This is a genomic window from Sporosarcina sp. Y838, assembly GCF_056786515.1.
Map to the genome: position 1 here is coordinate 533,127 of NZ_JBXCJD010000001.1, position 12,010 is coordinate 545,136.

Sequence of the window (12,010 nt, forward strand, 5' to 3'; positions counted from 1 at the left end):
GGCACGTTTTAATTAACAGGAAATTAGGTGGATTTATATTGTCTAGAAAGTGGCTCGATATTTAGAGCTGTTTGGATCCAGAATTGACAATCGCGTGAAGATAAACTGTCTTGAAGGAGTTCTTCAATTTTTTTAATTCGATAACGTAATGTATTACGATGAATGTGTAGTGTTTTTGCAACTGTTTCACGGTTAAAGTTATGCAATGCAAGACAAGTTAACGTTTCATAAAGGACTTCATCTTTTTCAAAACGCAACGCCTCTGGTAACAATTTGTTGAGAAGATTGTGTGCTTCGGCGGGGCTCATATTTCCATAGAGCAAAATCTCGCGACGAAATTGTGAGGTGAAGAAAATATGGCCTGAATTCGTTTTAAATTGAACTATTGCAGCTAGGGTTTGTGCACTCTTGTAACTTAACTCGTAGGATATCAGTTCCGTTTGCGCATCGCCTATTAGAATAACGGGGTTAAGTTGATCATTGATATTCACGATTTGTTGACTTAAAATTGCTAAACGCTTGTCTAATTCGGCATTCTCCAAGCCTGAAGAAAACAGCAACACTACTTGATTGTTGTATATTTCACAGAAACCACTAATGTCTTCTTGTTTCTTGAACCAATTGTTACAGACCCCTCGAATTAATCCTAATTCCAAAAGAGTTTGTTCGGCTAACTTATCATTGCCTGAAAGGATAAGTCCAGCCATCCATTGTCCCGTTTGTATTAGACCTATTTCATGCATTTTCCTATCAATGACAAGACTAGCCGTTTCCAAATTTTCGATGAGTAGTCCTAGTACCTCAGATTGCAATTGCCAACGTTTGACGTTTTCTTCTTGCTGAAGCCTGTAAAGATTGATGAGTATGTGGGCTGAATGTTCCAGTGCAAGTGTGTGATACTCATCTAAGATATTGTCATTGTTTAGAAGCCAAAGCGTTCCATATTCATTACCTTCTATAAATACAGGAACCGCCAGTACATAAGGGGAGACGGTCTGTAATTGAATCGCCTCTATATTTCGTTCAGTTACGCTAATGGCTCTATCACCATATGGATGCTCGTTTTTTAATTGTTTAGCAAAACTTTTCATTTTAAGTGTGAATTTGTTTAGTTGTTCATTTTCTAGACCCGCTACTATCAATGCCTCATCTGTTTCATCGGTAATTACAACAGTACATTTGAGAAAGGAGGCAAGAATTTCGCAAACTTCTTTACTGTCCTTTGCAACTTGCATTAATTCCGAGAGAGTTATAGGAACCTGATGGACTAATTCACTAGTTTTATACTGGCGTTCCATGATTTCCTGATGGATTGCACGGGTTACCCGTACGAAAGGTACCTGAAATGGTGCTTCCATAATGGGAATAGAGTATTGTTCTCCGAATTCTAATAGGGCAGGAGGACAATGTGTTAAATAGCGGCCAGTCGCAAGTATAATACCGGAGATTTGATGCCTTAGTAATGAATTAAGAAATTTTTCTTCTAATTCTCTATCTTTTGGCCACACTTGTCCACATGACAATAAAAGCTCTTGGCCTTCAAGAAAATGTGCCACATCATTATGATCAATTACATGAGCCCAACTAATTTTTCGAGCCAACCCACTTTGCCCGGACCTGACGATTATCTTTTGTAATTCGGGCAAACCTAATGATTCTTGTACGGTGATCATTTACTCTCCCCCTTAGTATGATTGTACTGAAAATTACCACTATTGCAAACTTAGAAGATTAAATATTATTTTGCGTTACTAGTACATTATGTAAATCACCACTATCACTTAGAAGAAGAGTCTAACAAAGCGGCGTGTTAACTTACCATTAATAAATGAGGCCCTCTATCAGGAGTCAATAGTGCGTAATTAGATTCCGGCGCAGTATTATGTTGAATAATGCGATTTAGATACATTTATTGTTGATGAATTACGTAAGCGATCTTGCAAAGGTACCTTTTTGGGACGGAGTATTGAGGCTTTAAAATAGTGCTTTTTTCTGTTGTGCATCGGGCATATAAAAGTATTTTGTTACCAATAAAGATTAGCTCAACCTTCCAATTGTCAAAAGAGGTAGCGAGCTGTATCTTAATAAATAAGCGATCCATAAATCAGAAAATTCTGAAATTGTAATCAAAGTGAAATTACCCGATTCTTCCGAATAGGTCGATCAACTTTATTTAATCCTGTTAGTAAATGTGCATCCTTTTGGTCTGTGAATGGTTAAGTGCTAATCCCATTATACCGAGTCTAGAAAGATGGGATTTTCTTAAGTTTTTTTATACAGAGTATTTAACGTATATAGCCAGGTTTCTAAGAAGTAGAAAATAAATTGGGAAAGGTATTGTGAGCGGTTGCAATACCGTTAAGAAGGGAGTTCAGTGGATTCTGCAATTAGAAATGAAAGCGGTGGATAGTACTGTAGAGGATTTTCTAGGGATTGGTTTGAAGTATACCGACATGATAGGTTCCGCCAAGTTAAGGTGAGCACTCCAAGCGGTGTCTTCATCAAATAGTAACTTATGGATAGGAGAGGAACAGCAAATGACGTGGATAGAATACGAAGCTAGTACCAAGGAAAGAATACTTATTTACCTGTAGGGTCAACGGAACAGCACGGACCGCATTTACCACTTGGTGATTCCTAGGCTTACCCATTTCAACTATCATTAGTTTGCATTGTGAACTCGTTTCAGTAAGAACGTTGACGAATTAGGCGGGTCGTGAACCTTAAAAGATAAACCTGGATAAAGAAAATTGTGGGTAAACATGGAATTTAAATATTTCTCCATAGTAAGTCGTTGAAAGCGCTTTATTTCTGAAGAAACAATTTAGGGTATCTTCGCGGATAAGTATGGAAATAAGGACTAAGACGAAATTATAGGAGGTTCACAATGGAGGTAGGGAAGAAAGGTTCAAATAAAATGATTATTGGAATCGTATTGGCCGTCCTCACATTTTGGTTGTTTGCTTCGTCAATGGTAAATATAATTCCCGCAATTCAAGCAGACTTAGGTATATCACTCGGAACTCTAAATATCGCTATTAGTATAACTTCCTTATTTTCAGGTATGTTTATTGTTGCTGCTGGTGGAATTTCAGATAGAACAGGGCGTAAGAAACTGACTTTTTTAGGATTGCTTTTAAGTATTATTGGCTCTTTATGCCTTGTTCTAGCACAAAATGCTCCACTTTTAATCGTTGGGCGTATCATTCAGGGTATTTCTGCAGCATGTATTATGCCTGCAACCATTGCTTTAGTTAAATCATATTTTGATGGGGAAGACAGGCAACGTGCGCTTAGTTATTGGTCATTCGGTTCATGGGGTGGAGCCAGTGCTTGTGCTTTAGTAGGTGGTGCCATTGCTACGTATCTGGGGTGGAGATGGATTTTTGTCCTATCCATTGTTATCTCATTAATTGCGATGTACCTATTAAAAGACATACCAGAAAGTAAAGCTGAACAAAAAAGCCATTCAAAATTTGATTTTGCTGGCCTTCTCATCTTTATTTTCATTATGCTGGCACTAAATTTAACAATTACACGTGGACATGAGTTTGGTTGGACGAGTCCGCTTACGATTGCTTTAATAAGTGTAACTATAATTGGAACCGTTATATTCTTTCTAGTTGAAATGAAGAAAAAGAGTAAATTCATTGAATTTTCCTTATTCAAATCAAAAGCATATACCGGAGCAGTAACCTCAAATTTTTTACAAAGCGCGATCGGTGGAACAGTTGTGGTTGCGAATACGTATGTGCAATTGGCAAGAGGGTTTACAGCATTTCAAACAGGTTTATTAACGATTGGTAACTTGGTTGCTGTGCTCATAATGATTCGTGTAGGTGAGAAAATGATGCAAAAAATAGGGGCTAGAAAACCAATGATTGCAGCTTCAATCATAACTCCCCTTGGAATTAGTTTAACAGCGTTAACATTCTTACCTGACTCAGCTTATATAATCACAGTCTTTCTGGGTTTCATGCTTTCAGGTATTGGACTTGGATTATACGCAACTCCGTCAATGGATACCGCTGTGGTAAATACTCCAGAGGATAAAGTTGGTGTTGCTTCAGGTATTTATAAAATGTCCAGCTCACTTGGCTTTTCATTTGGTATAGCGATTTCAACAGCTGTTTATGGTGCAATCGTAGCAACGGGTAACATGGAATTGGCGGCATCTGCAGGGATAATGGTAAACATTGTTTTTGCAATCCCGTCATTAATCTTCATAATGCTAACAATTCCGGATAATGAGGGGAAAATGATAACCGAGCTTTCAGTTGTGAATGGTGAAGATGAAAAATTGCTCGTTCTTAAAAGCGAAACCTGATCAATTAAAAAAATAACGGTATTAAATAAGTATCGACTATTTTATCCTACATGGAAGTGGGGCACAAATGATAATGCGAAACGCTCATATAAACTTGAGTGATAGGTCCAGTTGTTCTATACCGTTATTGAGTTGGCACATAATTTGCATATAACTTAGTTAAAAAAGAATTAACAAAATTAAATGGGAGGATTAAAGCGGTTAGGAATTGTTGAACTCAGATTTAAAAGCGCTTTAAATTCAAAAGGACTTCAGATATGTATGAAAGCAGGAGGCATTCTTGTAAAGCAACAGGTTAAGTATTCAATACTCGTTACAAGCCGGTCGATTCTAATGCAGAAGCCTATACAAAATGGAGGGGATTTTGCCATTATTAGCCCAATAGCTAAAGATTATTTTATAAATTAGTGTTAGGTACAAACTATCGTGTGAGTTTAAAAAATCATTAATTGCTTGTTACGCAGGTAATTGAAATTATTACTGTTGCAAACTTGGAAGATTAAATATTATTCGGCGGCACTAGTACATTATGTGAATTACCACTTTTACTTATAAAGAAGGGACCAACAAAGCGGCGTCTTACCAACCATTTCGCAGATTATTGTTTGTCCCCACAAAGAAAAAGCATGACCCTCAAACTAAGAGGTTCATGCTTTTTCCATTCCCTAATAAAAAGGGTGCACTCGGAAAATTTGATAGTTTTTTAATTACACAAACTGTTATTACTGACGATTAGTACGTAAAACTCGTCCGTGCAGTTTGATGGGTCTGACTCAATTAGCCATTCGGCCATGCAGACGCAAGATGTTCGGTTAGCGATCTGTTTTATTGAAGTCAGTATCTAATTGCACTTTAAACAAAAACATAACGCTTACTGCTTGGTCAACACATTAGCTTGGAACCCACATACTCGGTTCTGAAAAAGTGAAACATCGCCAGTAAAGCAAATTTCCCGCCAAGGCTGTGCAGTTCATCGTTAGAATCACCTGTAGGTTACTCGTCTACCGGGTTCATCCTCCGGAAGTTCTGCCTTGTAATCTAATTATACCCGGCTACATTTAAGTTAAACCTCTTTTTTAAAAAACTTTAAAAAGTATTTTAGAGTGCAAGAATTAGATGTTAGTATACTAAATGTTGGCGAGAAAAGTTTGAGTATCGCCATTTTTCACATGATTATTTCCGAACCGCTTTCGGCGAATTAATCACTACACCTAAACCGTGGGGCAGGTATTGCTAGAAGTGACTCCGTCACTTCTAGCAATACCTTTTTCGGTTAGCTTGTTGTGATTAATCGCCTGTCGCGTTCCTACAATATCCAAGTGAAAAATGCAGATGCTTTGAAAGAAAAGAATAGATTACTCTTTATAAAGAGTATAAGTGCCCGAAGATGAAATTTCGGGCACTCTAGTACGTCGTAAACTGCATTCTCTGCTTTACTATATAAGAAAGTGACACATCCCATAAATGAAAATTGAATTACTATAGTAGTAGGTTAGAGCGGCCAAAATTGTATCTTTGGCCGCATCTTTCCAGGTGAGAAGCAAACTATTCAATCGTTCCGAAAAGCTTCGGCATAACTTGTACCGGTGAATTTGGAGAGCGACGGATGAACAACCATCATACGATTAACGAAAAAACTAGTAGGGATGCGACGAAGTCGCATCTCTACTAATTAAAAAAACTCGATAATGGTATAGAAGTTGTTCAAACTAAAGCAATCCGAAAACGAATCTACATGTTGCACCTTGTGTGTGATCCATTTATCTGCTGGTTAACTTTGGTAATCACTAAGGGCGTATTCATCCGAAATTGACCTAATGTCAGATCCTTAAAGGACGCGCAAGCTATAGTAAAAGAAGAATGTTTAATTTTTAGTTGAATACTAAATACTAATACTTGAATGTGAAAGCCTTTTCATTGTATAATTTACTAAACCGTTTTACTAAACCGATTTATAGAGTTAATTGTATGGATGATAACTACCAGAAATGGTAGAAGAGGAGGAATTACGTGACTTCAAAATTTAGTGTTTTGACACTTGGTGATGGTCTTATTACGATGAATCCGGCCGATACAGGCCCTTTACGATTTGTATCAAATTTTTCTCGCAAAGTAGGCGGGGCGGAATTGAATTTTGCAATTGGATGTGCTCGCCTTGGCCTGAAATCAAAATGGGTGAGCCGTTTAGGGAAAGACGAGTTTGGACGAGTCATTTATAATTTTGTACGCGGTGAAGGCGTCGATGTGTCTAATGTCGAGCTGATGGAAGGGTATCCTACTTCGTTGAACTTTAAAGAAATCCAAGAAGACGGTTCAGGGAAGACGTTTTATTACCGCCATCAGTCACCAATACTGACGATGAAACCAGAAGATATTACGAAAGACATGTTTGAAGGTATTGATGTGGTCCATCTTACGGGCGTGTTTTTATCGATAGATCCAAAAAACTTCGAAATAGTAATACAAGTGCTTAAAACTGCAAAAGAAATTGGGATTACGGTGTCATTCGACCCGAATCTACGGTTGAAAATGTGGACTATTGAAGAGGCGAGAGCGACATTATTGAAAGTATTCCCGTATGTTGATATTCTACTGACTGGGCTTGATGAAATTGAATTGATTATTGGAGAATCTTCTGATGAAGCGCTGGTCGCTTGTGCAGAGCGTTTTAAAATAAGTCAATTTGTGATAAAAGACGGTGCAAACGGTTCAAGAATTCTTACAGAGGGTACTTGGTATGAAAAGGCTGCATTTAAAGTCAATCCTGTGGACACAGTAGGTGCAGGTGACGGGTACGATGCAGGTTATATTTATGCGTATTTGAATGGGTTCTCTCCAGAAGAAAGTTTGGAACTTGCAAATGGCGTCGGGGCTCTTGTTACGACAGTATCCGGAGACAATGAAGGACTTCCTTACTTGGAAGAGCTATTGCCATTCATCCGACAAGAAAAAGGTATCGAAAGGTAAGGTGAACAAGATGAAAGCTGTTCAAGTCAGAAAAGCGCATGACCTTGTCATCAATGAAGTCGAACAACCTAAAATCGTTTCTGCAACGGATGTACTGGTGAAAACGAAGCGCGTCGGAATTTGTGGATCGGATATGCATATTTACCACGGAACGAATCCGCTTGCGACATTGCCGCGTGTTGTTGGCCATGAAGTGACGGGCGAAGTGGTGGAAATAGGAACAGATGTAACAACACTCAAAGTCGGGGACCATATAGTCGTAGAACCGATTAGCTACTGCGGCGAATGTTACGCATGTCGTAAAGGGCGTCCGAATGTATGTGAACAGTTGTCGGTGTTCGGAGTTCATGAAGACGGTGGAATGAGAGAGTATTTCGTTCTTCCTGAAAAGCAACTCCACGCAGTCGATTCGACGCTAGATTGGAACGAAGCTGTTATGGCAGAACCATACACAATTGGTGCTCAAGCAACTTGGAGAGGTCAAGTGGGACCAGGAGATACGGTTCTGATCCAAGGAGCGGGACCGATTGGTATATGTATACTGAAATTCGCCAAACTACAAGGTGCATCTGTTATGATGTCAGACTTGAGCGAGGAACGTCTGGCATTTGCGCGGGAAAGTGGAGCGGATGTTACGGTTCAAGTAGGATCGGAAGATGTGAAAGAACGCGTGAATGAGTGGACAAAAGGCGAAGGGGCGAACGTCGTCATCGATGCAGTTTGTCTACCAATGACATTTCAACTGGGGATTGAAGTTGTTTCTCCTGCTGGAACGGTTGTTGTGCTTGGTTTCGATGAAAGACCAGCTCAAATTCCGCAATTATTAATTACGAAAAAAGAAATCACAATTGTTGGATCTAGATTGCAAACGAATCAAATGCCAAAAGTTGTTGAATTTTTAAACGCAGGAAAACTTCGTCATGACGGATTGATCACACATACTTTTGCACTTAAAGATGTGCAAGAAGCATTTACTTTTGTTGAGAATAATCCAGACAAAGTTCGCAAAGCTGTTATTGTATTCGATTAAGGGAGGCTATACAATCATGTCAAAGTTTGAGACGCATGCACAAATAGCGGCATCTAAGGTCGTAGCAGTCATTCGCGGGAGTGATGCTGAGGAAGCCATCTTGTTGTCCAAAGCGGCTGCTGAGGGCGGAATTCGGGCAATCGAATTGACGTATACGACGCCGAATGTTCAAAAAGTGTTTGAGGAATTGCAGCATGAAGACATGCTTATAGGGGCAGGAACAGTGTTAGACCCTGAAACTGCGCGTCATGCCATTTTAGCCGGTGCAAAGTTTGTTGTCAGTCCTCACTTTAATGAGGATGTTGCACGCATTTGCAACCGCTACGGCATTCCGTATTTCCCAGGTTGTATGACAATCCGTGAAATGGTAAAAGCGCTTGAATCTGGTTGTGATGTATTGAAACTATTCCCAGCAAACGGCTTTGACCCTTCATTTATCAAATCTGTGAACGGACCATTGCCGCAAGTGAAGATTATGCCAACAGGTGGCATCGGTCTGGATAATATGAATGATTGGCTTGCAGCGGGCGCAGTAGCTGTGGGGATTGGCAGCGATTTGAACAAAGCATACAAATCGGGCGGGTACGAAGCAGTAGTGGAACTGAGTAAACAATATATAAACAAAATTGCACAATAAAAGGAGTGGCATGATGAATATCACATTTCGTTGGTACGGAAGAGACAATGACACGGTCACACTCGATCACATCAGACAGATCCCTGGAACAAAAGGTATCGTATGGGCGTTGCACCAAGTGCCTGCTGGAGAAGTTTGGAAAAAAGAAGACATAAAAGAAGAAGTCGATTATATTAAATCATTCGGTTTTCACGCGGACGTCGTTGAAAGTGTAAACGTCCATGAAGCCATCAAAATTGGCAATGAAGATCGCGATAAATACATTGAAAACTATAAAGAGACGATCCGCAATCTTTCAGAATTTGGCGTTAAAGTCATTTGTTATAACTTCATGCCTATATTTGACTGGACGCGTACGGAAATGTTCCATCCATTAGAAGACGGATCTACTGCGTTATTCTATGAAAAAGCAAAAGTGGACGGGCTTGATCCGAAAGAATTGATCCGTACTGTAAGTGAAGCTTCCGATTTGACGCTTCCTGGATGGGAACCGGAGAAATTAGATAAGATTAATGAACTTTTCGAAGCTTACAAACAAGTGGACGAAGAGCAACTATGGGCAAATCTTGAGATTTTCTTAAAAGAAATCTTACCTGTTGCAGAAGCTTGCGGCATAAAAATGGCGATTCACCCGGATGATCCACCTTGGTCGATTTTCGGTCTGCCACGCATTATGACAGGTCCAGAAAGTTACGAAAGACTGATTGCCATTTCTGACTCCGAGTCAAACGCATTTACAATGTGTACGGGCTCAATGGGCGCAAATCCGGAGAACGATATGGTTCAAGTCGCGAAAAAATACGCATCACGGGCTCCATTCTCGCATATCCGTAATGTGAAAATTTATGATAACGGTGATTTCGTAGAAACATCTCATTATACACAAGATGGCTCAATTGACGTCAAAGGTGTTGTAGAAGAGTTGCATAAGCAAAACTACGACGGATACGTCAGACCGGATCATGGCCGCCATATTTGGGGAGAAGTTTGCCGACCGGGTTACGGGTTGTATGACCGTGCTTTAGGCATCATGTATTTGCTCGGATTATGGGACGCATATGAAACGAAAAAAGCGAATGGTGAATCATGATTCCAATTCATGACTTACTCAATGGACGGGTAGCCGTCATTACAGGTGGAAGTGGAGTTTTATGTTCAGAAATGGCGCGTGAATTAGCGCGCCAAGGCGTTAAAGTGGCGATTTTGAATCGCAATGTCGAAACAGGACAGGAAGTCGTTGACAGCATTCAACAAGCTGGTGGCATAGCGCTTGCAGTGGAAGCGGATGTATTAGACAGAACGTCTCTGGAACAGGCAAAATCGAAAATCGTGGAACAATTTGGTCGTATTGATATGCTCATTAACGGAGCGGGTGGCAATCATCCCGATGCAGTAACCGATCCGGAGAACCACGATGAACATTCGGAAGGAAAATCTTTTTTCGACTTAGATGAGTCGGGCTTTACGAATGTATTTGCTACAAATTTCACGGGTACGTTCCTTGCAACACAAGTATTCGGAAAAGAACTATTGAAATCAGAAACACCTTCAATCGTCAATCTGTCATCAATGAGTTCATATACCCCGTTGACGAAAGTACCAGCGTACAGTGCAGCTAAAGCATCCATTAATAACTTTACGATGTGGCTGTCTGTCCACTTTGCGGAAACTGGATTGAGAGTAAACGCGATTGCACCTGGTTTTTTCCTAACAACCCAGAATCGTGACTTGCTACTCAATGAAGACGGTAGCCATACTGCACGTTCAAGTAAAATTATTGCAGCTACACCGATGAAACGATTCGGTAAACCTGAAGATTTGCTTGGCGCATTACTGTTTCTGGTTGATGAATCGTGTTCCGGTTTTGTTACAGGCACAACAATTCAAATAGATGGAGGCTTCATGGCCTACTCCGGTGTATAATGGTGTGTAGTTAGAAAATGGAGTTGGATAAATTGAAGAATATTACAATAGCAGATGTAGCAAAATTAGCAGGGGTATCTAAAAGTACAGTTTCTCAATTTTTAAATAAACGTTATGAGTATATGAGTGAGCTTACAAGAGAACGAATAGAAGTCGCAGTCGAAGAATTGGATTATCGCCCGAACAGTGTAGCGCGCAGTCTAACACAGAAATCTACATTTACTGTGGGGGTCATTGTCGCTAATATTCTTCATTCGTTCTCGACTCATATTATCCGTGCGATTGAAAACAAGTTCTATGAAAATGGTTTTCATATCATCGTCTGTAATGCGGATGATGAACCAGATAAGGAAAAAGAATATATCGATATGCTTTTGGCAAAGCAAGTGGATGGAATTATTATATTTCCAACAGGCGGAAATATCGACTTGTATAAGAGGATGAAAAAGTCCGGTTTTCCACTTGTTTTTATGGACAGAACAATCCCTGATTTAGGGATTGAAACTGTTTTGCTCGATAATGAAAAAGCGGCGGAATTGGCTGTAAGTCAATTCGTTGAAAGCGGTTACGACAAAATTGCCATTGTCACTACGTCAATTATTAGAAATATAAGTCCTCGGATTGAACGTATTCAAGGATATAAAAGTGCGCTAGCGCATCATCAATTGAATATTAACACAGATTATGTGAAGACTGCTGACTCGGATGCCATTTCTTCAGCACTCGAAGAATTGTTCGAGCTTGAAGCACCACCTGAGGCAATATTAGCAGGAAATGATTTCGTACTCATGGAAGTATTGAAATTCATAAAACAGCATCATTTAAAAATACCAGAAGATGTAGCTGTTATCGGGATAGATGACGTACCATTTGCCAGTTTTTACACGCCTTCAATCACAACCATTTCACAACCGATGATTGAAATGGCTAATCTGGCTGTCAAATTACTCATGGAGCAAATAAATGAAAAAGAACAAGGGGAACCGGAGATCCATCGGTTACAACCAACGTTAATGGCAAGGGGATCTAGTTGATTTAATTTGCAAGAAGTATTAACTTAGGTAGATAAATCGGTTTACTTCATGGAATCATAATTAAAAGAACAGATAGCTATATCAACCAATAA

8 protein-coding genes and 1 pseudogene are annotated in these 12,010 nt (G+C 39.7%); 8 read left to right on the plus strand and 1 reads right to left on the minus strand.

The window, feature by feature from the left end:
* Positions 1-23 precede the first annotated feature (23 nt).
* On the minus strand, positions 24-1,673 hold the full coding sequence (locus AC1TO4_RS02555) for a PucR family transcriptional regulator (protein WP_482103991.1): 1,650 nt from the start codon (positions 1,671-1,673) through the stop codon (positions 24-26).
* Between the two features lie 905 nt (positions 1,674-2,578).
* Here AC1TO4_RS02555 and AC1TO4_RS02560 point away from each other — a divergent pair.
* The 8 genes and pseudogenes from AC1TO4_RS02560 to AC1TO4_RS02595 all read left to right on the plus strand — a co-directional run.
* Positions 2,579-2,641, plus strand: a pseudogene (locus tag AC1TO4_RS02560) (creatininase family protein); the annotation flags it as partial.
* Positions 2,642-2,887: 246 nt separating this feature from the next.
* Positions 2,888-4,327, plus strand: coding sequence for an MFS transporter (locus AC1TO4_RS02565; protein WP_482103992.1), 1,440 nt, complete (start codon positions 2,888-2,890; stop codon positions 4,325-4,327).
* 2,010 nt (positions 4,328-6,337) lie between these two features.
* Positions 6,338-7,294, plus strand: coding sequence for a sugar kinase (locus AC1TO4_RS02570; protein WP_482103993.1), 957 nt, complete (start codon positions 6,338-6,340; stop codon positions 7,292-7,294).
* Positions 7,295-7,304: 10 nt separating this feature from the next.
* Positions 7,305-8,324 carry a zinc-binding alcohol dehydrogenase family protein gene (locus tag AC1TO4_RS02575; RefSeq protein ID WP_482103994.1) on the plus strand — a complete coding sequence of 340 codons (1,020 nt, stop codon included), beginning with the start codon at positions 7,305-7,307 and terminating at the stop codon, positions 8,322-8,324.
* Positions 8,325-8,340: 16 nt separating this feature from the next.
* The gene (locus AC1TO4_RS02580; RefSeq protein WP_482103995.1) at positions 8,341-8,961 is read left to right on the plus strand and encodes a bifunctional 2-keto-4-hydroxyglutarate aldolase/2-keto-3-deoxy-6-phosphogluconate aldolase; all 621 of its coding nucleotides are present in this window, start codon (positions 8,341-8,343) and stop codon (positions 8,959-8,961) included.
* A 13-nt stretch (positions 8,962-8,974) separates the two neighbouring features.
* Positions 8,975-10,051, plus strand: a complete 1,077-nt coding sequence (gene uxuA, locus AC1TO4_RS02585) for a mannonate dehydratase (RefSeq protein ID WP_482103996.1) — start codon at positions 8,975-8,977, stop codon at positions 10,049-10,051.
* Positions 10,048-10,884: an SDR family oxidoreductase gene (locus tag AC1TO4_RS02590; protein WP_482103997.1), complete on the plus strand. Its 837-nt coding sequence runs from the start codon at positions 10,048-10,050 to the stop codon at positions 10,882-10,884. Before uxuA ends, AC1TO4_RS02590 begins: the two co-directional genes overlap by 4 nt.
* Before the next feature lie 32 nt (positions 10,885-10,916).
* Positions 10,917-11,918, plus strand: coding sequence for a LacI family DNA-binding transcriptional regulator (locus tag AC1TO4_RS02595; RefSeq protein WP_482103998.1), 1,002 nt, complete (start codon positions 10,917-10,919; stop codon positions 11,916-11,918).
* Positions 11,919-12,010: the final 92 nt, after the last annotated feature.

What these genes read in the sequence shown, in the direction of transcription:
- AC1TO4_RS02555 (WP_482103991.1), bottom strand. Translation starts at nt 1,673, where the DNA reads ATGATCACCGTACAAGAATCATTAGGTTTGCCCGAATTACAAAAGATA.
- AC1TO4_RS02565 (WP_482103992.1), top strand. Translation starts at nt 2,888, where the DNA reads ATGGAGGTAGGGAAGAAAGGTTCAAATAAAATGATTATTGGAATCGTA.
- AC1TO4_RS02575 (WP_482103994.1), top strand. Translation starts at nt 7,305, where the DNA reads ATGAAAGCTGTTCAAGTCAGAAAAGCGCATGACCTTGTCATCAATGAA.
- AC1TO4_RS02580 (WP_482103995.1), top strand. Translation starts at nt 8,341, where the DNA reads ATGTCAAAGTTTGAGACGCATGCACAAATAGCGGCATCTAAGGTCGTA.
- uxuA (WP_482103996.1), top strand. Translation starts at nt 8,975, where the DNA reads ATGAATATCACATTTCGTTGGTACGGAAGAGACAATGACACGGTCACA.
- AC1TO4_RS02590 (WP_482103997.1), top strand. Translation starts at nt 10,048, where the DNA reads ATGATTCCAATTCATGACTTACTCAATGGACGGGTAGCCGTCATTACA.